This is a genomic window from Pseudanabaena yagii GIHE-NHR1 (genome assembly GCF_012863495.1).
Classification (GTDB): Bacteria; Cyanobacteriota; Cyanobacteriia; order Pseudanabaenales; family Pseudanabaenaceae; genus Pseudanabaena; species Pseudanabaena yagii.
The window spans coordinates 442,182-462,134 of record NZ_JAAVJL010000003.1 but is presented as its reverse complement, the minus strand read 5'-3'; the positions used below and the strand labels follow the sequence as shown (position 1 = coordinate 462,134).

The 19,953-nt window shown below is 42.2% G+C and carries 17 protein-coding genes and 1 pseudogene; 5 read left to right on the top strand and 13 right to left on the bottom strand.

Translation table 11 applies throughout. The features are described from left to right. Positions 1-7 precede the first annotated feature (7 nt). Both HC246_RS22280 and HC246_RS22275 read right to left on the bottom strand, forming a co-directional pair. On the bottom strand, positions 8-901 hold the full coding sequence (locus tag HC246_RS22280; protein ID WP_169365608.1) for a TauD/TfdA dioxygenase family protein: 894 nt from the start codon (positions 899-901) through the stop codon (positions 8-10). 70 nt (positions 902-971) lie between these two features. Beyond that, a complete protein-coding gene (locus HC246_RS22275) occupies positions 972-2,129 on the bottom strand; it encodes an aliphatic sulfonate ABC transporter substrate-binding protein (RefSeq protein WP_169365607.1) in 1,158 nt (385 codons plus the stop codon). A gap of 205 nt (positions 2,130-2,334) precedes the next feature. On the opposite strand from HC246_RS22275, the gene HC246_RS22270 reads away from it, so the two are divergent. Both HC246_RS22270 and HC246_RS22265 read left to right on the top strand, forming a co-directional pair. Continuing rightward, positions 2,335-3,060, top strand: coding sequence for a DUF4230 domain-containing protein (locus HC246_RS22270; RefSeq protein ID WP_169365606.1), 726 nt, complete (start codon positions 2,335-2,337; stop codon positions 3,058-3,060). A gap of 17 nt (positions 3,061-3,077) precedes the next feature. After that, positions 3,078-3,857, top strand: a complete 780-nt coding sequence (locus HC246_RS22265; protein ID WP_169365605.1) for a CBS domain-containing protein — start codon at positions 3,078-3,080, stop codon at positions 3,855-3,857. 34 nt (positions 3,858-3,891) lie between these two features. Here HC246_RS22265 and HC246_RS22260 read toward each other — a convergent pair whose 3' ends face one another. From HC246_RS22260 to ssuE, 9 genes and pseudogenes are all read right to left on the bottom strand, one after another. Continuing rightward, the gene (locus HC246_RS22260) at positions 3,892-5,787 is read right to left on the bottom strand and encodes an ABC transporter ATP-binding protein (protein WP_225903078.1); all 1,896 of its coding nucleotides are present in this window, start codon (positions 5,785-5,787) and stop codon (positions 3,892-3,894) included. Positions 5,788-5,847: 60 nt separating this feature from the next. Next, the gene (locus HC246_RS22255; protein ID WP_169365604.1) at positions 5,848-6,846 is read right to left on the bottom strand and encodes an aldo/keto reductase; all 999 of its coding nucleotides are present in this window, start codon (positions 6,844-6,846) and stop codon (positions 5,848-5,850) included. 524 nt (positions 6,847-7,370) lie between these two features. Beyond that, the gene (locus HC246_RS22250) at positions 7,371-8,927 is read right to left on the bottom strand and encodes an amidohydrolase family protein (RefSeq protein ID WP_169365603.1); all 1,557 of its coding nucleotides are present in this window, start codon (positions 8,925-8,927) and stop codon (positions 7,371-7,373) included. Between the two features lie 268 nt (positions 8,928-9,195). Then, positions 9,196-10,216: pseudogene (locus HC246_RS22245) on the bottom strand (IS1/IS1595 family N-terminal zinc-binding domain-containing protein). A gap of 188 nt (positions 10,217-10,404) precedes the next feature. Continuing rightward, on the bottom strand, positions 10,405-11,568 hold the full coding sequence (purT, locus tag HC246_RS22240; RefSeq protein WP_169365602.1) for a formate-dependent phosphoribosylglycinamide formyltransferase: 1,164 nt from the start codon (positions 11,566-11,568) through the stop codon (positions 10,405-10,407). 258 nt (positions 11,569-11,826) lie between these two features. After that, on the bottom strand, positions 11,827-13,185 hold the full coding sequence (locus HC246_RS22235; protein ID WP_169365601.1) for an LLM class flavin-dependent oxidoreductase: 1,359 nt from the start codon (positions 13,183-13,185) through the stop codon (positions 11,827-11,829). Positions 13,186-13,241: 56 nt separating this feature from the next. After that, on the bottom strand, positions 13,242-13,910 hold the full coding sequence (locus HC246_RS22230; protein WP_169365600.1) for a glutathione S-transferase family protein: 669 nt from the start codon (positions 13,908-13,910) through the stop codon (positions 13,242-13,244). A gap of 301 nt (positions 13,911-14,211) precedes the next feature. Then, on the bottom strand, positions 14,212-15,249 hold the full coding sequence (locus HC246_RS22225) for an NADP(H)-dependent aldo-keto reductase (RefSeq protein WP_169365599.1): 1,038 nt from the start codon (positions 15,247-15,249) through the stop codon (positions 14,212-14,214). Positions 15,250-15,278: 29 nt separating this feature from the next. After that, complete coding sequence (gene ssuE / locus HC246_RS22220) at positions 15,279-15,809, bottom strand: NADPH-dependent FMN reductase (RefSeq protein ID WP_169365598.1); 531 nt, start codon at positions 15,807-15,809, stop codon at positions 15,279-15,281. A gap of 277 nt (positions 15,810-16,086) precedes the next feature. On the opposite strand from ssuE, the gene HC246_RS22215 reads away from it, so the two are divergent. Continuing rightward, positions 16,087-16,410, top strand: a complete 324-nt coding sequence (locus HC246_RS22215) for a hypothetical protein (protein ID WP_169365597.1) — start codon at positions 16,087-16,089, stop codon at positions 16,408-16,410. A 62-nt stretch (positions 16,411-16,472) separates the two neighbouring features. Here HC246_RS22215 and HC246_RS22210 read toward each other — a convergent pair whose 3' ends face one another. Next, a complete protein-coding gene (locus tag HC246_RS22210) occupies positions 16,473-17,069 on the bottom strand; it encodes a DUF2808 domain-containing protein (protein ID WP_169365596.1) in 597 nt (198 codons plus the stop codon). A gap of 231 nt (positions 17,070-17,300) precedes the next feature. Beyond that, the gene (locus tag HC246_RS22205; RefSeq protein ID WP_169365595.1) at positions 17,301-18,062 is read right to left on the bottom strand and encodes a sulfite exporter TauE/SafE family protein; all 762 of its coding nucleotides are present in this window, start codon (positions 18,060-18,062) and stop codon (positions 17,301-17,303) included. 193 nt (positions 18,063-18,255) lie between these two features. Between HC246_RS22205 and ssuC the strand changes: the two genes are divergently transcribed. Continuing rightward, positions 18,256-19,107 carry an aliphatic sulfonate ABC transporter permease SsuC gene (ssuC, locus tag HC246_RS22200; protein WP_169365594.1) on the top strand — a complete coding sequence of 284 codons (852 nt, stop codon included), beginning with the start codon at positions 18,256-18,258 and terminating at the stop codon, positions 19,105-19,107. A gap of 66 nt (positions 19,108-19,173) precedes the next feature. Next, positions 19,174-19,935 carry an ABC transporter ATP-binding protein gene (locus tag HC246_RS22195; RefSeq protein WP_169365593.1) on the top strand — a complete coding sequence of 254 codons (762 nt, stop codon included), beginning with the start codon at positions 19,174-19,176 and terminating at the stop codon, positions 19,933-19,935. The last annotated feature ends 18 nt before the right edge of the window (positions 19,936-19,953 follow it).

Genomic DNA, 19,953 nt, shown 5'->3' with positions numbered 1-19,953 from the left:
ATTATAACTAGAATGGACGGCTACCTGCAAGGCTAATTCGCTTTAGAACGCGGCGTTCACTGGGATCAAAAGCATTACGTCGATGCAGAGTTGATTGATTATCCCAATACACAATGTCGCCGACAGACCATTTATGCTCATAATAGAACTTTGGTTGATTAAGATGCTGACGCAATTGGGAAATTAGCGCCGAACCTTCCTCTGGATCGACTCCCACAAGAGATACTTCTGTTTCATAGCCTAGACTCAGAATTTTTAATCCACTTTCGGGATGAGTGCGTACTAGAGGATGAGGAAATACAGGCGCAACTAGGGGTGTACTAGTATCAGTGCGGTATGAACGTCGGGGCGAGTCAGGAGTCCGCACAAAGGGATTGTATGTGATCAATTGCAAATCCTGAATGCGTTCTTTAGTTGCATCATCTAAGGCTTCATAGGCAAGGTTGAGATTGAGCCAAGTCGTCTCACCTCCCTTGGTGGTCACTTCTTCAGCATAGAGAAAGGAACCACTAGAAGGATAGGGTGTCCAATGATGATCGGCATGAAAAGAGAGTTCGCCAGTACCCGTAAATCCTCCTTCGATATTGGCTACAGGGATGACTACAGGTGTTACACCGACCTTCGATGCTAGTACAGGTGTTTCATCAAGGGGAACAAATAAATCACCAAAGTAATAGGCAAAGTTCTTTAATTGCTCATCGGTTAACTTCTGATTTTTAAAAATGAGAATGTGGTAGTTGCGATGGGCTTGTTTTAGTCGCAAGATAGTTGCTGGTTCTAGTGGCTTACTTACATCCAAACCAGTGACAACTGCGCCCAATGGCGCATCTAAGGGAGTGATTTTAACGGATTGGTCAGTATTGCGATCGCTATGGATTGTAGGTGAAAAAGTAGTGGTCATATAGAGTAAAAAATAAAATAGACAAAAGCGATATATCAATTAACTTGAAGTTAATTGAAAAATGTCTAGCTTAGGGCTTCGTTCCCTTAGCTAGAGCAAGTACACCTTTAGGTGTGATGTATTCGTATTCTTCAGGTTTTAGGAACCCAGCACGGACATCGGGTTTATTAGGAATTAGCTTATATTTGAACCAAAATTCTGCAACTCTTTCCTGTTCCTTAATAATATCCTCTGTAATCGGGCGCAGACCATACTCATACTTAGCGTGCATCTTTTCGAGAATGGGAGCTTCAACTTTGGTGACATCTGTTAAAAGTGCTGCCACTTCCTTAGGATTAGCCTTGACAAAAGCATCAGCCTTTTCTAGCTCTTCAAAGAAAAGCTTAATGGCATCTTTATTTCCCTCATAATATTTACGAGTTGTGGTGTAGAAGTTGCGAGTATCACGGAGCTTTTCTCCATCAATCAATACTCGTCCAACTCCACTTAGTTCCGTACGGGTAATAAATGGATCCCAAATAAACCATCCATCAACTTTGCCTTGGCTAAAGGCAGCGCTGGCATCGGCAGGAGGTAAAAAGACAGATTCAAAATCACTCGTTGATAATCCTTCTTTTTCAAAGGCTTTAACAGCTAAGTAGTGACCAATAGAAGCTTTTTGGAAAGCAATTTTTTTGCCTTTAAGATCTTGAACACTCTTAATAGATGAATCCTTGGCGACTAAAAGAGCTACAGGTTTACCATTGGTTGCGGTAGCTCCTAAATACACAAGGGGACTACCTGCGGCTTGGGAGAAGATGGGGGGGGATTCGGCAGTGGATGCGATGTCTAAACCGTTAGCATTCAAGGCTTCAAGTTGTTGTGGACCTGCGGCAAATTCCGCCCATTTTACTTCATAACCTAGGGGTTGAAAGGCTTTCTCTAATGTACCTTGTTTCTCTAATACTGCTAACGCTGTGAGTTGTTTGGAGCGTACAATCCGAATAACTTTCTTCTCTCCACTAGCAGCAGGTTTGCTGGCTTCAGTTTTTGAATCAGATGATTTTGATGCTGTTTTAAAATCTTTAGATTCGGTTGAAGTTGATACTGTAGGATTAGAACCGCAACCAAGTAAAGTGGTGGATAAAACGAAACCATAGGCGGCAGAAAATAGGAGCGATCGCCTTTTAATTTTTTGGACTTGATCGGGGCGAGTGAAGACCTTAAACATTGGAGGCAGTTCTTTCATGGACTTGTCTAGCGAGTTATGGAAAATTATGGAAATCTTGTAGATCCTTTGTGTGTTGAAGATCTTGAAGAATGTACTAAATATACACGTAAATACCGTAGTTTATAAAAACAATCCTCACATGGGTTAATCTAAAATGCAAGTTAACTAGTATACAAATATGGTTAACAGTTAGATTATTAACAAATTCATATATATTGAAAATATGTTCTTATTTTCAATATATATGCTCAAGCATCCTAAAGAATACTTAGATAAGTGGCTAAATACAGAAAGTGTCTCAATTTCAAGATTGAACATACCCAGTAATATTTTGGTTGGTTGTGTTGCAATTCTCTCGATCTTAGTTTTGTGGTTATCTTCGCAGCTATTTTTTAGTTTTGCAGGTAATACAACAATTGATCCTAGATCGTTAATCGTCCATCAAGTTAGAGATGTAAGCGAACTAGCCACAGCCATTTTTGAGACAGAAACTGTAATTGATGCAAGTAAAAAAGAGGGACTACTAGAAAGTAAGTTGCTTTACATTGCTCATGGCGGAGTAAGAGTTGGCATAGACTTGAGTGAATTTCGTGATGATGACGTACAAGTAGAAGAGAAAAAAATCACTGTAACTTTACCCCCTCTGAGAGTTCTAGATACAAAACTAGATGTTAACCAATCAAGAGTTTATGACTACAACAAAGGTTTTCTAAATCTTGGTCCTGATGTGGTGCGTTTGCAGGAGTCTGCCCAGCGTGATGCAATTAATAAACTACAAGAAGCAGCTTGCAAGGATTGGTTAATAAAAACAGCTAGTGACCGAGTGCAGCAGATTGTACAGCGATTTTTAAACTTAGTGATTAGTGATAAAGGTTACACTGTAACAGTCAAAACCCAATTCCCAACTGAAAATTCTTGTTCTAAATCTAATTCTCTTGGATCTGTATAAAACTACCAAATAAATTTATGACAGAACAAGTTCATCTAGCTCTAGAAACAACTTTTTATTTTCGAGACTTATTTAGAAATGCTCGTGCAATTGCTCAAAAAGATTCTGAGTCATTTGATGAGATATTGTTTAGCTTAGAACGGTTCGGATATTTCTTATCAAAACTTAAAGATGGAAATTTGGGGAAATATTTTACTTCCATTTCTGATATTGCAAATAATTCTTCACTTGCAGACTATATTCCGAATAAACATCCAAGTTATCACACACAATTTAAAGATTTATATGATTCAGTAAAAGATGGAAGAAATGATGCAATGCATCATGGTGCTTATGCTAGACATCTAACTGATCACGCCGTGCAAGTTGCTTTAATTATTGAGGATGCACTTATGACTGGTAAAGATAGACTATCTGATTACATGGTTCGTAATGTTATACAAGCATCGCTTTGGCAGCCGTTAAGCTTTGTAAGGCAACAAATGCTTTCTAATTCTTTCTCCTATATTCCATTTCTAAATGAAAATGATGAATGGAGCTTTTTGTGTGATAGAGATATCGCAAAATATATAAATCAAAATAGTAAGAATTGGCGAAAGGAAAAATTAGCAAATACAGTAAAACAAGCAATTAACGATTTACCAAACAAGCTTAACTTTGACGATGCTATTTCTTGTAAACCCGATAATAGCATTGGGGAGGTGCTTGAATTAATGAAAGAAAAACCACTAATAGTTACTGATACTAACGATAAAACTAAGATTATAGGTATAATTACTGCTTTTGATCTTCTCTAATACTTTAATCTTAGCTATAAAAACCATCAATAAATTACATTGTTCTTATTTTTGATGCAAAATCTTTTTCATCAAGATTTTCAGGCAAGAATCCGCCTGCTTGCATTTGCCATAGGCGATGGTATGCACCTTTTATCGCTAGCAGGTCAGTATGAGAGCCATCTTCAACGATCTCTCCATGATGAAAGACAAGAATGCGATCTAAATGGGAGATTGTGGAAAGACGGTGCGCTACGACAATTACGGTTTTACCATTCATTTCTTTGTCGAGAGTATCTTGAATGGCGCGTTCGGTAATCGAATCAAGGCTCGAAGTCGCTTCATCAAGAATCAGAATTGGTGCATCTTTGAGAATAACTCTGGCGATCGCAATTCTTTGACGCTGACCACCTGATAGCTTTACACCACGCTCTCCCACCATTGAGTCATAGCCTTCGCGAATTTGTTGGATAAATTCATGGGCATTAGCTTTTCTTGCAGCTTCCACTACTTCCTGATCGCTTGCCTCTAAGCGCCCATAGCGAATATTTTCGAGGAGGGTGCGATGAAACAGGGATGGATCTTGAGGAATGAGGCTGATCTGGGCATGGAGAGATTCTTGGCTGATGTCGCGAATGTCCACACCATCAATGAGAATTTGCCCTGATTGTGGATCGAAGAGGCGCAATACTAAATTGACAAAAGTGGATTTACCTGAACCCGATAAGCCAACTAGTCCGACTCTTTGCCCTGATTCAATTGTGATAGAGAGACGATCGAAAACTCTCTTTTCTTCGGAATAGCTGAAGGTGACATCTTGAAATTCGATTTTGCCTTGGTTAATGGAGTGAGAGATTGGGCGATCGCGATCGATGATTTCATGGGGCTGAATGATTGTGTACACGCCATTGCTGACATTGCCAATATGCTCAAAAAATTCCAAAAAGCGACGACTTAAATTCTTCGCTTCAGAAATAATCAAAAGCGCAATGCTACTTGCCATTACAAAATCAGCAACTTCGATTTTCCCTTGACTCCATAGGGTCAGAGCATAATAGAGCGTACCAATTTTGAGTGCGGCTCCTGCGATGAATTGGAACAGTTTTACACGCTCCGAATACCAGTTTGCCCGTCTTACATCTTTGAGTTCGACCACATGGCGATCGCGTAAATATTTGCGCTCAAAACCCAATCGAGCAAACAAGCGCACACTGCTGAGATTAGTGACAGTATCCACAATCTGTCCGATGGTTTCGCTCCTTGCGGAGGATGCGGCTAGTTCGTAGGGTCGGCTGCGAGAGGCAAGCCAATAAGATACGGAGACAAAGGAAAAAGCCCAAATTCCTACAAATAGGGCTAGCCCTGTATTTACGCGAGCTAGCAAAGCGATCGCCACTGTCATCACGATGCCCACAGGCATGAAATCGAAAATGAGAGAATATAAAGTGCGGGCAACGCCGAGGGAAGTTTCACCAATGCGATGGGCTAAGGCTCCTGCGAAACTATTGCTAATGTAGCGATGGGAATGATGCTGTAGATAGGCGTAAAGATTTCGGGCTACGTGCTGACGCAAAACTGGTTGTAGCAAAATCATCACTAGCCCAGAAGTTTTGCCAAAAATCACTTCACCAACGCTTAAACAGGCGAACAAAACAAAAGGATTCCAAATCGCTTCTATGCCCGCGCCATGCTGACTAGCTCTAGTGACTCCTCGCATAATTTCACCGATCGCAAAGGGAAGCATAATCCCACAAATGGCATGGAGTGCTTCGAGCGCCACCATCGCTACATACCACCAACGAAATTGACTGACAAAATGCCAGACAAATCGAAAGGGAGTCGCTGGCAAATCGGGAGCATCAGCAGCACGTTGAAAGACTTGGGATCTGAGGTGCGATCGCAAATTATGTTTGAAGCTTTTGCGATTTAATGGACGAGTTTTTGTGGTCATTTAAGTTTCTAAGATATAGCAGTTTTGATTTTTGATTTTGCCTACGGCAAAATCAAAAATCTATCTCAACGCATCACCGAGGCGATATTCAGCAGAAATATGATCGAGCTTGTCTTTTAAGTCAGCATCTAACTTGATTTCTAACGCCTTGAAATTATCGGCAAGCTGTTCAGGACGACTCGCGCCAATAATCGGAGCAGTGATAATTGGATTCGCCAATACCCAAGCAAGAGACAGAGTGGTGAGAGGAATTCCTGCTTCCTTCGCCACATCCTGCAACTTTTGGACAGTGATAAATTCGCGATCGCGCCAATAGCGATCTTGATAGACCTTAGCGGCAGCAGCAAGGGTAAATCTGGTTCCTGATGCTGGTTCTTGATTAGGATTATGTTTCCCTGTTAGCAAGCCACCTGCGAGAGGATTGTAAGGAATTACGGCTAAGCCTTCTTCTTGAGCGAGTGGCAAAAGTTCTCTTTCAATTTGCCGAAATAGAAGATTATAGCGAGGTTGCACGGAAATAAATCTCGTCAATCGGCGGGTGTCAGCTTTACCCAAGGCACGACTGAGGCGATAGGCTAAGAAATTGGAAACACCGATATAGCGAACCTTCCCAGATTTGACGATCGCATCTAAAGCCTCAATAGTTTCATCAAGGGGCGTATTTGTATCATCAGAATGCAATTGATAAAGATCGACATAATCAGTCTGTAAGCGTCGCAGGGAATGATCGATCGCATCAAATAAATGTTTGCGCGAAGCACCTTGATCCCAAGGGGCATTACCAACTTTGCCGACTGCCTTAGTCGCCAAAATAAAGCGATCGCGTTTTCCTTTCAGCCAACGTCCGATAATTTCTTCAGTGCGTCCTGCATTCTCCAGTCCACCACCTAGGGGATAAACATCGGCAGTATCGAGAAAGTTGATTCCTGCTTCCGCAGCAGTATCGAGAACTTTGATTGAAGTCTCTTCATTGGTTTGGAGTCCAAAGGTCATCGTACCGAGGACGAGTTTGGAAACGGTTAAGCCAGTGTTACCAAATTTTGTATAGGGAATAGTCATGAATATTGTGTCGATTAAAGAATTTTGATTTTGTCCTAATGTAGGGGATGTAGGGGTAGAGCATTTGCGCCAACATTTTTGCTTTCCATTACAATCTCAAATCGCAAATGCTCTACCCTCTTCGCTTTTACCAACAAATCATCTCGGCGGCTTGAAATTTTGGCGTATGTTTAGAGGTTTAGGGCAGAGCATTCCCAAATCGAGAGGATCTAAGAATTGATAGATTACTGTGGGAATGCTCTGCCCCTACATTAATTTTGCTTTTACCAACAAATTATCCCTGCGGGTTAGAATTTCTGATAAATGTCAAAGGTTTAGGGCAAAGCATTCCCAAATTAAAGTGATCTAAGAATTGATAGATTACTGCGGGAATGCTATGCCCCTACATTCCCTACATTGATTATGGAATTTTGTGCTTTACATAAAATCAGTTAGAAAAACCTCTTCTCTAAAAAGCTTTTTCTAACTGATCAAATTTTGGAGTTCAAGATATACAAACATTCAAAGAGCAGCGATCGCTAATTCTAGACAGATACAGCGACCTTTTGGGCGGCTGGTTTAGCAGCAACTGGGGCGGGTTGATACTTGTTCAACTTCGCTTCGATTTGGGTTCCCTTAAAGAAATTAGGATTTGCTTGAGTATAGAACTTGTAAGGATTAGAAAATACATAAGCCTTGAAATCAGCTTCCGTAATCACACCTTCTTCTACCAAGCTCCAGCTTTCGGCAAGAGGCTGAGTGAGATCGGGAACATCCCAGTGACCGACATCAGATGAGTAGATCGCATTAATCTTCACACCCAAGGGATTAGCCTTGTCGTTGAAGGCAGCCGCAATCGTGCGATCATCGGACTCAGAACCGAAGAAGAAGTTATCGACCCACTGATCGCGAATATCTTCAATCTTCTCAATGCCTGCCTTGCCAAAGTCTTCTAGTTCATCACCAATAGGAGAACGGCTATGGCGTAGGAACGAAGAACCGAGAACGGTTTGCAGCAATTCTTCCTTAGTGAAGGATTTGCCCTTAGTCAATTCTTGTCCGTATTTCTCGAAGATATCGAACAATTCATCAGCATTGGCTTCGGTAGGATCGTAGTTCTTCAAGCCTTCAAGGTTGCGCTTCAAGAAGCGATCGACCAAGTGAATGTAAACATGAGCGCCCCAGTCAGCCCCACCTTCGAGCAAGGCGACACGCAATTGTGGGAAGCGCTTGGTAACACCACCAAAGAATAGAGCCTTCGCAAAAGCTTCCGAACCATCGGCAAAGTGTCCGATGTGGTTGTTCATGTAATTGCTGATGGAGGAGCGACCCGTCCAACCTTGGCTACCGTAGTGAGTGGCGATGGGTACACCGAGTTCGACAACCTTTGCCCAGAATGGATCGTAGTCATACTCGCTATCGATTCCATAGAAATCGATATAGGAGGCATAGCGTGCAATTTCAGGATACTTGTCGGCGGGATATTTATCAGCGATCGCCTTAATCGGACGTTTGACACCACCAGGGATATTGATGACCTTCAAGCCCAAAGTATTGACCGCAAATTCTAGCTCCTCGATCGCTTCTTTAGGATCATTCAAGAGAATGCCAGCAACAGGGGTAAGGCGATCGCTATATTTGCGATAGAGGTCTGCGTGGTAATGATTGATCGCCCGTTGGAGAGCTTGACGATTCTCATTGCTAGCTCCAGCCGCCGCTAAGACGTTGTTAGGGAAAAGTACTGAATAATCAGAACCTTGTTCTGCTAGACGCTCTGCCAATAGGGAGGGAAGAGTGTAAGTAGCAAGATCCAGAGTATTTTTGGTAACTCTAGCCCACCAAGGAGAACGTAAAGTGCGGTGATATTGACGCTCTTCGGGAGTTTGTTGATACCAGTCTTTACCTTCAGACTTAGGATTAAGGCGACCAAATTCGGCTTTACGCAGTTCATCTACCAATTTGGAACCACCATAGTTAGCGATGTAGTCCTCAAAGTCGGGAGTGAAGTCGTTGGTATGGATATCGGTATCGATTACTGGATAATCAAGCTTCGCTTTCAATGCGGCGGAAGGCGAAGTACTTAGGCGGCTATATTTGCTCATAGATACTCTCGTTACCCGATTGGGTTGCCGTAGATTAATGATCAAAGTTTGACATAGCTGTGCTCACAACCGATGTCTTCTAGATTACAAATATGCGTATTACTAATTATTAGGTTATCTAAGTATTTTATTTTTAGATATTTTTATGATTTATTGACACTCTAAATAACCTAATAATGACTAAATTGTAGAGAGTTGAGCGTTTGTGCCAACATTTTGCTTCCTATAGCAGTAGTCAGTTATGTTATGACAAAAGGGCACTGGTCAGTTAAATCGTGAGGGAATGAAAGCCCCGTAGTGAAAGCAACTCCAGCATGGAAAGAGGTCGATGATATAACCCGATCGTCATAGCAGGAGTTTTATTCTTCCCTAAGCCCACATGAGGTCTCACCCAATTGTGAACTAATCGTTGTACGGTGACCGTTCGTTGCAAACCCTTCGTATTCTTAGCATATAGGTTTTGTCTACGGCGATAAGCGCTACACCTTCTTCTCAAAGCACTATTGTTTGCTTCATTGTGATTAGCATGAACGTCACACTTGTTGCTAATAGCCGTATAAGGATGTTCTGGCTTGAGCCATTCCACACGACGATTGCCCTGTGAACCTTTGATTTTGATGGCAACTTCTAATCCATGTCTCCATACCTTGCGATGTCCATACTCACGGCTTACTTCGGTGGATTTGAGGTAGACACTTGCCATTTGCCACAGTTGTTGGGCATAACGTCTTTCTCCATCCGTAAACCATCGGATATATTGACTCGCCTTTGCCCATTGCCATGCTGTTTTCGTTGCTTTCGCAAATAACTCAGTGGTTTTGAGTCCTGCCTTTGCTTCAATCCAATAACGACTGTTGCGTTCGATGAATGTTACTGTCCATCCTTTAGATTCACTGGGGGGAAGGCTTGCCGTGAGCGCCAGTCGAATGGTTCTCGCCAACGCGAGTATAGACTTCATCTCCTTCGATTGTAATATCTCCTCCTGCTGGGGCGGATGGATTCCATTGCTGTGACTGGGTTGCCAATTTTTGCTCCCATCTCATGATGCTGACATGGGATTTTTCTAGTACTCTCCCACTGGCTCTGATTCCCATCCCTTCACTCCTCATCTTCAGCGCTAAGGATACGACACTCGCTGGTGTTCTCAGCCTTGACATTGGTGTTCCTGTCCTTTCACTAAATCTCTTGCCGCATCCTTTGCATAAATAGTTTTGGATGGCTTTGCCATCTTGGTGGTGATGTTTGCCATTTTTGATGATCTTTTCGCTTTGGCAGTGGGGACATTCCATAGCTTTCTCCTTGACTCTGCCTCTATTTTCTCATACCACTAATTCAATGACCAGTGCCGACAAAAGCAAACCCCAAAAGTGAGTTACGGCGCTTCGCGCCGTAACTCACTTTTGGGGTTTATGGCTTAAATTTACTTGGCTATAGCTATATCGCAATCTTCAATCGCAAATGCTCACCTCTCTTTGCTTTAAATAATTTTGACTTTGGCAGCGGCTTCTGTTGCTTTTTGACGGGATTCGATCGCATCTTTGCCTTTAGCTAAAGCCACGCCCATGCGGCGATAGGGACGAGAATCGGGTTTACCAAATAAACGAATTTCTGTGTTAGGAATCGCAAGGGCTGCTTCTATGCCTGTATAGGAAATTTTCTCGCTAGTTTCGCTGGCAAGAATGACGGCACTGGCGGATGGGCTGAGCAATTCAATCGTGGGAATCGGTAAGCCGAGAATTGCCCGTAAATGGAGTTCAAATTCGTTGAGATTTTGGGAGATGAGCGTAACCATTCCTGTGTCATGGGGACGGGGGGACAGTTCTGAGAAAATTACTTCATCTTTAGTGATAAAAAATTCCACCCCGAAAATACCTGCACCGCCAAGTTTATCAGTGACCTTGCGGGCGATGTCCTGTGCATCTTTGACTTGATCAGGAGTTAAGCCAACGGGCTGCCATGACTCTTGATAGTCACCTCGTTCCTGACGATGCCCGATCGCTTCGCAAAATAGAGTCTCTCCCTGCCATTGACGGATTGTTAACAGGGTAATCTCGACTTCAAAATTGATAAATTCCTCGATGATGATTTTAGCAGTATCACCTCGACCGCCAGCGATCGCATAATCCCAAGCTTTTTCCAATTCATCAGGAGAATTGACAACAGATTGACCCTTTCCAGAAGAAGACATCACAGGTTTAATCACATTCGGGAAACCAATTTCGGTGGCAACGGTTTTCAATTCGTCGAGGCTATTTGCATAGGCATATTTAGCAGTTCGTAAGCCCAATTCATGACTGGCTAAATCCCGAATGCGATCGCGATTCATCGTGAAGTTGGTAGCAGCAGCCGTGGGGATGATCGTGTAACCCTGCGCTTCCAGTTCCAGCAGCTTTTCAGTACGGATCGCTTCCACTTCTGGCATAATTAAATCGGGTTGATGTTTTTTGACAACGGCTTCGAGTGCCTCACCATCCAACATCGAGATCACTTCCCGATAATCAGCTACTTGCATCGCAGGTGCATTGTCATAGCGATCAACTGCAATTACCGTATTACCTAGTCTTTGGGCAGCAATAACAACCTCCTTGCCTAGTTCTCCCGAGCCAAGTAGCATGATTTTTTTCGGTAATGCGATCGCCATTTAATTCACCTTATTTTTTGACAAAACAGCTATATCATAACGCTTTTAGCATGAACACCCAAAAATGGGAAGCTAGATTTTAAATAGCTTCCCGTTTTTGATTATTCAGAAAAATGCGATGGTAGTACTAAATAGATAATGATGGGCGGCGCTTCGCGCCGCCCATCATTATCTTTAAATCCTTTCCTTTTCTAGGACTACCAATGCGATCGCTAAAAAGCCAAAAGCTAACAGCTAATTGCTAACAGCTAATTGCCTTTAAGCCACCAACTGTCTATCTCCAACCTGAATTGTGTACTGATTAGCAGGACGACGTAAACCCAGATTTTCGCGGAGAGTCTTCCCTTCATAGGCAGTGCGGAACAAACCACGCTTTTGGAGAATGGGAATTACGAGATTCACAAAATCATCTAAACCAGTGGGCAGAATAGGAGGCATGATATTAAAGCCATCCGCAGCACCATTGTCAAACCATTCTTGCAACTGATCAGCAATGCTTTCAGGCGTACCTATAATTGTGCGATGTCCGCGTGCTGTAGCGAGAGAACGATATAACTCACGCAAAGTTAAACCTTTAGAAGCCAAGTCCTTCACCAACTTCAAGCGACTCTTATTGTTATTGGTGCTAGAAGGTAGCTCTGGTGCGAGATCATCGAGGGAATATCCTGACAAATCTACACCTCGATAGTATTGCTTCAAAATGCCCCAAGCGACATCGGGATGAATGAGAGATTGCAGAAATTCATACTTCTCTTGTGCCTCTTCTTCCGTGCGTCCAATCACAGGGAAAGCTCCTGGCATAATTTTTAAATCATCAGGTGATCGCCCATATTTGGCAAGACGACCTTTAACGTCGCTATAAAATTCCTGAGCATCAGCAAGGGTTTGGTTAGCGGTAAAGATTACTTCAGCAGTTCTAGCTGCTAGCTCTCGCCCAGGTTCCGAAGCACCCGCTTGGACAATGACGGGATAGCCTTGGGGAGGACGGGCAACATTCAGAGGTCCTTTGACCGAGAAATACTTACCCTTGTGATTGAGAGTATGCAATTTCTCTACTTCAAAATAAACACCAGATTCGCGATCGGCAATGAAAGCGTCATCTTCCCAACTATCCCAAAGTCCTTTAACGACTTCGATAAATTCCTCGGCACGTTCGTAGCGTTGGCTATGTTCGGGATGATGCTCTAAACCAAAGTTAGCCGCCGCATTCTCATTGCCTGTGGTGACAACGTTCCATGCTGCTCGCCCATTACTGAGATGATCGAGAGATGCAAATTTTCGCGCTAATGTGTAAGGTTCCTCATAGGTGGTAGAAGCGGTAGACACAAAGCCAATATGCGTAGTCACTGCCGAAAGTGCAGAAAAAAGAGTCACAGGCTCGAAATGAGCAATCTTGCCATTACGACTCTGAGTGTCAGGTGATCCACCCCACACCGCAGGACTATCAGCGAGAAAGACAGTATCAAAGAGACCACGTTCTGCGGTTTGAGTGATTTGTTTGTAATGCTCAAAGTTATGTCCTGCATCAATTTGAGCGTCAGGATGTCTCCATGCAGATACATGATGACCAGTAGCTTGAATAAATGCACCTAGTCGGAATTGACGTTTTTGGCTCATAGGTTTTCTCTAAGAATTTTTAAAGCAATTGTGTGGCGCTTCGTGCCACACAATTGCTAAGCAGAAACAGGCTGTTGAATAAATCGGGAATAGCGTTCAATGTAGAAATCGACAGGATTGGCGATCGCTTTTATCGCAGGGCGATCGCTAACAGCATCCCACCAACGCTTAACGCGCACAGCTTCTGCAGGAATCGTGTAATTGCGATAATGCGCTAGGGTAGGAATGCGCTCAAACCAAGGATAGAAGGTGAGATCGACGAGGGAAATATTTTCACCAAACCAGTAAGCACCATCACCAGAGAGCTTAGCTAAGGCTTCATTTTCAATGAATAAAATGGCTTCGTTTAATTCAGTGCGACCTTGATCTTGTTCTTCAGCAGTCTTGCCGCGCAATAACTTACCAAAAGCAGTTGTGAATTTGGTATTGGCATAGTCAATCCAGATTCTAGCGATCGCTCTGGAACCAGCATCTTTTGGCAGTAATGCAGGCTCAGGGAATACATCGTTTATATATTCATTGATAATCGCTGATTCATAAACTTCATTTTCGCCATGACGGAGCGCAGGAACTTTCCCATACTTAGAAATTTTGGAGAACCATTCGGGTTTGTTATGCAAATCAATTTCGGTATATTCAAAGTCAATTCCCTTTTCGCCTAGAACTAGACGAGTACGATGGGCATAGGGGCAGGCTTTGGCACTGTAAAGTTGGATTTTGGACATAGAAATTGGTGATTGGTAATTGGCAGATCGATCCGTAGGGGCAGAGCATTCTCACCACAATCTATAAATTTACAGATTACCTTGATTTGAGAATGCTCTGCCCTAAACTTCGCAACGTAGTAATAAATTTAGAACTTAGGAATAAATTCGTAATGCAGGAATGAATTTATTCCGCAGGGACAAATTGTTGATGAAAGCGGAGAGGGTAGAGCATTTGCGATTTAAGATTGTAGTAGGAAGCCAAAATGTTGACGCAAATGCTCTACCCCTACAAAATCATTCAAAATCATTGTTTTTGGTGTTATTGTGCGGGGTTGGGATAGAGAGAATTTACATTTTCAATCTCGGCAAAAATGGCGGGATCTAATTCCACATTAACGCTATCAAGATCTTCCTTTAGTTGCTCTAAACTAGTTGCACCGATGATCGTGCTGGCGACAAACCAACGACTGCGGACAAAGGCGAGAGCTAAAATAGAAGGTTTGATATTGTGTGCCTTGGCAATTTCCACATATGCCGCAACAGCATTGGTCACGTTGGGTTTACGGTAGCGATCGCCAAATCCTTCAAAAGCATTTAGACGGGCTTTGGGAGGATTGTCATGGAGATACTTACCTGTTAATAGACCAAAGGCAAGGGGACTATAGGCAAGTAATGGAACATTCGTATGACGAGAAGTTTCGGCTAATGCTCCATCAAAGGCTCGGTTCAACAGGCTATAGGCATTCTGAATCGAAACAATTTTGGGCAAATCTTTCTTCTTCGCCACATGGGTAAATTTGGCAAGTCCCCAAGGAGTTTCATTACTGACTCCGATATGGCGAATCTTGCCTGCTTTAATCAGGTCATCAAATACAGCAAGTTGTTCAGAAATGGGAACTGTTTCACGCTCCTTTGTGATGTCGTAGACTGTTGCGCCGAACTGCGGTACATAGCGATCGGGCCAGTGGATTTGATAGAGATCGATGTAATCAGTTCGGAGACGCTTGAGACTATCATCAACGGCTTGCTCGATATTTTTGCGATCAATCGCTTGTACACCACTACGGAGCCAAGCAAAGCCACGTCCGGGACCTGCGATTTTGGTGGCGACGATGACTTTATCCCTTTGACGTTTGGCTAACCATTCACCGATATAGCTTTCGGTTAAGCCTTGAGTTTTCTCTTGCACTGGCACGGGATACATTTCCGCCGCATCAAGGAAGTTCACACCATGATCGAAGGCATAATCTAGTTGTTCGTGGGCTTCGGCGATCGTGTTCTGATTTCCCCAAGTCATTGTGCCGAGGGTGATTTCGGAAATTTGTAAATCGCTGTCGCCAAGTTTGTTGTATTTCATAGGAAAGAGAAGGGGCTAAAAGACTAGGACTATTTTTTAATAGCTTGGATTAGTTCTGCGATAGATTGTTTTAGTCTTTGGTCAATTTCTTCTTCAAGAGTGACGGTGCGATCGTCATTCACAACAATCTGCTTATCGATCGCATAGACAACTCCCAGAATATGCCTAGCACCTAGCTCGCTCAGTACAGGTTTGAGAGTGAAGTCGATCGCTAATAAATGCGCGATCGAGCCACCTGTGGCGATAGGAAGGATAACTTTATCGGCTAAGGCTTTTTGAGGAAGTAAATCGAGAAAGGTTTTGAGTAAGCCTGTGTAGGATGCTTTGTAAATAGGAGTAGAAATAATTACAGCTTGAGCCTGTTCTAGCAGAGCCTTGGGTTGTTCGAGACTAGGGCTATTATATTTACCAAATACCAAATCTTCCGCAGGTAAATCGCGCACGGATAGTAAATCGGTTTTGATTCCTTGTTGATTTAATAGGGCGATCGCATATTCCAAAATGCCTTGTGATCTGGAAGGAGCAGAAGGACTCCCGTTAATTAAAAGAATATTAGCCATTAAATACCCTCATTATCCGACTGGTTTATCGTAGATTATTCTATAAGTCTGCCATAGGTGTGCTGAAAACATATGTCTTCTGGATTACAATTTTCTGAAATACTAATTATTAGTTTATCTAAGTATTTTATTCGGTGTGGAATCTATATTTTTAGGATTTGCACCTGCAATAAAATGTCCAAATAAACGGGCTAAAATATACAAGCAGGCATTAGTTAATTGATTACAGGTTGAATAGTGGCTATTTCTGTTTCAATTGTATTTAAGAGATGAATTCATGATGACCTTTGAAGAAATGCAAGCGATAATAGCAGGGATGTTGGAAGTGCAGCGCAACTTGCAAGAAAGTCAGCTACGAGATCGTCAAGATATTTTGCTATTGATTGAGCAAGCTAAGCAAGCTTCAGGTATGCAGCGAAATTTGCAAGAAAGCCAAATTCGCGATAGGGAAGACATCGAGCTAATGCTAGAGAAATCTAGACAACAGGAAAGGATGATTGATCGCCTAATTGGTTATAGCCTGTCCTATGAAGCGGATAAATTAGACTTAGAGCAAAGAATGAATGAGCTAGAACGTAAGAGGGCGGAACGCGATCAATAAACAAAAATAGTCACGCAAGGCGTGACTATTTTTGTTTGTTTAATGAAGAAATAGAGATCGCTTTAGAAATTTGGCGCAAACGATGTAAAGGATGGAGTGTTGTAAATGCCAAGTCTGCCTTCACCAATTGACTGACCCTGTGATTGTTGTTTGTCAGAGAAAGCAGTTACGCCGAAAACATATTCACCTTCTAAACTAGGATTGCTTTGCGGACGCAAGCCGACAATTACGGTTTTACCTGCGGGAATTGGTGATGTAAATACCACAGATACGCTTCTAGTATTGGGATCGATCGCTGTTTGCGTGCCTACAGGAGTGAGATCGCCAGATGGCTCTTGAATATAGGCAGTGGTGCGATCGCTAACAAAGGAAATTGGCTCTATAGGATCTTTCTGAACTATAGTCACCTTTTTTAGAGAAGCGCCTGCTTGTTGAGGGATGAATATTTGAAAAGAATAAATCGCATTGCGCGTGTTCGTATCGAGATCGCTAGTATCCGCAGAAATGAGGCTAGGGAATTGGATAAATCCTTTTGGTGAGGAGGATACCGTCAAATCTTGAGCAATCGCGCTATTGATTTTAGGAATAATTACAGAAATAGCACTCAGGGATAGTCCCATGAGTAGACAGGGAATAGCAAGTCGGTTGAGGTATTTCATATTTATCTTCTTAATCTTTTTGTGTGAGTGTTAAGAACCGTTACATTTGTTCTCTTAAATACATTCTATCTCAATAGATTAATAGGAATCATCAAAACTGACCATGTACTAATCACAATATTTGATTGTTTTAATAACTTAAAAAAATAGCTGTTATCCCGCGTTAATTTATGGAATTAAATAATTTTTGAAAACCCACTTTTTATAAGTCTACTTAGAAGTCTGATTTTATTAGTTGTGAATAATGTCATAGCCTAATTTAAAAATTAGTAATGATACAATCATTAAAAATAATTTTCTTACAAATTCACTGCCCTTACTAATTGCTAACTTTGTACCTATAAACGCTCCTAGAATATTACAAATCGCCATAGGTATTCCCAAGGCATAAATAACATTATTGGTAACTGCAAAGTAAATAAGCGCTGCAAGATTAGTCGCAAAGTTAATTACCTTTGCTGACGCGGAAGCCATAAGAAAGCTATAACCAAAGATGCTGACAAAGGCAAAAATTAAAAAGCTTCCAGTTCCTGGACCAAAAAATCCATCATAAAAACCAATTACAGAACCGATCGCTATACTATATAAGCTTTGTTGTAATTGGCTAAGTTTTGATATTTGCAATAGACCAAAATCTTTTTTGCTAAAGGTGTAGATAGCGACAGTAATTAATAAGCCCAAAATCACAGGACGCATCAAACTAGGATTAAGTAAACTCGTAACTCTTGCACCTAAGAAAGAAAAAATAAATGCTGCAACCATTGCGGGAATTGTTGTTCCCCATTCAATCTTTTGCTGCTTAGCGTATTGATGTACAGCAATGCTTGTTCCTGCGATCGAGACAAATTTACTAGTACCTAAAATGGAGGCGATCACCGTCTGCGGCAACATAATTAACAGAACAGGTAATTGAATTAATCCCCCACCACCAACTACTGCATCAATTAGACCAGCGACAAAAGCAAATCCACAAAGCGTCAAAATTTCGAGCATTTTTTGATTAATTTTTTAAAAAGATTGCTTTTTTTTACAGCAGGTGACATACTTAGTTTTATATTCTACGGTATCTACATGATTTTACCGTAGATTAAAGATTTACATTCAACTGCGACATATCAAAATACAGGTTTACCATAGCTTTGTAGGTCGTGATTAGGTCGTGATTCAGTAGACGATAAAGACCACTATGCAACATCCTTCCTCAACATCTATTTCTTATCACCGTTCTAAAAATAATCTTTTTAGTAGAACAATTGCTCAATTGCAAAATGGGTTTAGTGGGCTAGTTCCTTGGCTATTCCCAATCTTTCTCGTCATCCTTTGGCAATTGGCGGTACAGTTTGGCTGGCTTTCTACCCGCATTCTCCCTGCACCGACCACAGTTATCAGTGCGGCGATCAAACTCGCGCAATCAGGAGAACTAGCTACCAACTTTAAAATCAGCGCTTCACGAGCCTTAACAGGATTTGCGATCGGTGGGAGCATTGGTTTTATTTTTGGGCTAGTGAATGGATTATTCCGCGTTTCAGAAAAGATCTTTGACACCACTCTCCAGATGTGGAGAAATATCCCTAATCTTGCGTTAATTCCCCTTGTAATTCTCTGGTTTGGCATTGGCGAAGAAGCGAAGTTATTCCTAGTTTCTAGTGGTGTTCTCTTTCCCATTTACATTAATACCTTTCATGGTATCCGCAGCATCGATAGCGGTTTAATCGAAATGGGCAAAGTCTACGGTCTGAATCCCTTTGAACTATTTTGGAATATTATTCTCCCTGGAGCCTTACCTTCGATTTTAGTGGGTGTGCGCTTCTCTCTCGGCATTATGTGGCTCTCACTAATTGTTGCCGAAACGATCGCCGCCGACTCAGGAATTGGCTACATGGCAACCAGCGCTAGAGAATTCATGCAAACGGATGTGGTTGTATTTAGCATCCTGCTGTATGCGTCTTTTGGCAAACTTGCAGACGTGATCGTGAGAACTTTAGAAGCAGTATGTCTCAATTGGCATCCTAACTATCAAAAAGTGAAGGCAGCGTAGATCAGGAATTTTAGACACCTAATTATTTGTAACATTTGTTTTGTAAAATTTGGAAATGGAGTCATTATGACAAACACGGTTAGAGGCGTAGATCTAAACATTGAGAATCTTTGGAAAAGCTTTGGGAAAAACCATGTTTTGCAAGGATTAAATCTGGAAATTAGGGCTGGAGAATTTATTGCCATTGTTGGGCGTAGTGGTTGTGGTAAAAGCACCCTCTTGAGAGCGATCGCAGGTCTAGCTACACCTAATTCAGGTTCTCTCTGGGTAGATGATCAACCAGTGAAAGGAATTAATCCGATCGCGAGAGTCATGTTCCAAGAGCCGAGACTATTGCCTTGGAAGAAGGTTTATCAAAATGTGGCTCTAGGGTTAGCCAAAGAATCGCGTAGTCGTGCAAGATGGGCTTTAACTCAAGTTGGTTTAAGCGATCGCGCCTCAGAGTTTCCTTCAATTCTATCTGGTGGTCAAAAGCAAAGAGTTGCTCTTGCGCGAGCCTTAGTGAGTGAACCGCGATTAATGCTTTTAGATGAACCTCTCGGCGCACTGGATGCCCTCACTCGCATCGAAATGCAGAATCTATTAGAAAATCTTTGGCTAGAACAGAAGTTCACCACCCTACTCATCACCCATGATGTTGAAGAAGCCGTAGCTTTAAGCGATCACCTAATTTTGATCGAACATGGTCAAATCGGACTAGATTTAAGAATCGACTTACCCCGTCCGCGTTCCCGTGGCAGTGCAGAATTTGCTGCCCTCGTAGACAAGATTCGTACCAGAGTAATGAATCCTGAAAGCATTTCTCAGTTTGCTGCTCAAGCCGCCTAATACCTCTACTTCTCCACA

What these genes read in the sequence shown, in the direction of transcription:
- HC246_RS22280 (WP_169365608.1), bottom strand. Translation starts at nt 901, where the DNA reads ATGACCACTACTTTTTCACCTACAATCCATAGCGATCGCAATACTGAC.
- HC246_RS22275 (WP_169365607.1), bottom strand. Translation starts at nt 2,129, where the DNA reads ATGAAAGAACTGCCTCCAATGTTTAAGGTCTTCACTCGCCCCGATCAA.
- HC246_RS22270 (WP_169365606.1), top strand. Translation starts at nt 2,335, where the DNA reads ATGTTCTTATTTTCAATATATATGCTCAAGCATCCTAAAGAATACTTA.
- HC246_RS22265 (WP_169365605.1), top strand. Translation starts at nt 3,078, where the DNA reads ATGACAGAACAAGTTCATCTAGCTCTAGAAACAACTTTTTATTTTCGA.
- HC246_RS22260 (WP_225903078.1), bottom strand. Translation starts at nt 5,787, where the DNA reads ATGACCACAAAAACTCGTCCATTAAATCGCAAAAGCTTCAAACATAAT.
- HC246_RS22255 (WP_169365604.1), bottom strand. Translation starts at nt 6,846, where the DNA reads ATGACTATTCCCTATACAAAATTTGGTAACACTGGCTTAACCGTTTCC.
- HC246_RS22250 (WP_169365603.1), bottom strand. Translation starts at nt 8,927, where the DNA reads ATGAGCAAATATAGCCGCCTAAGTACTTCGCCTTCCGCCGCATTGAAA.
- purT (WP_169365602.1), bottom strand. Translation starts at nt 11,568, where the DNA reads ATGGCGATCGCATTACCGAAAAAAATCATGCTACTTGGCTCGGGAGAA.
- HC246_RS22235 (WP_169365601.1), bottom strand. Translation starts at nt 13,185, where the DNA reads ATGAGCCAAAAACGTCAATTCCGACTAGGTGCATTTATTCAAGCTACT.
- HC246_RS22230 (WP_169365600.1), bottom strand. Translation starts at nt 13,910, where the DNA reads ATGTCCAAAATCCAACTTTACAGTGCCAAAGCCTGCCCCTATGCCCAT.
- HC246_RS22225 (WP_169365599.1), bottom strand. Translation starts at nt 15,249, where the DNA reads ATGAAATACAACAAACTTGGCGACAGCGATTTACAAATTTCCGAAATC.
- ssuE (WP_169365598.1), bottom strand. Translation starts at nt 15,809, where the DNA reads ATGGCTAATATTCTTTTAATTAACGGGAGTCCTTCTGCTCCTTCCAGA.
- HC246_RS22215 (WP_169365597.1), top strand. Translation starts at nt 16,087, where the DNA reads ATGATGACCTTTGAAGAAATGCAAGCGATAATAGCAGGGATGTTGGAA.
- HC246_RS22210 (WP_169365596.1), bottom strand. Translation starts at nt 17,069, where the DNA reads ATGAAATACCTCAACCGACTTGCTATTCCCTGTCTACTCATGGGACTA.
- HC246_RS22205 (WP_169365595.1), bottom strand. Translation starts at nt 18,062, where the DNA reads ATGCTCGAAATTTTGACGCTTTGTGGATTTGCTTTTGTCGCTGGTCTA.
- ssuC (WP_169365594.1), top strand. Translation starts at nt 18,256, where the DNA reads ATGCAACATCCTTCCTCAACATCTATTTCTTATCACCGTTCTAAAAAT.
- HC246_RS22195 (WP_169365593.1), top strand. Translation starts at nt 19,174, where the DNA reads ATGACAAACACGGTTAGAGGCGTAGATCTAAACATTGAGAATCTTTGG.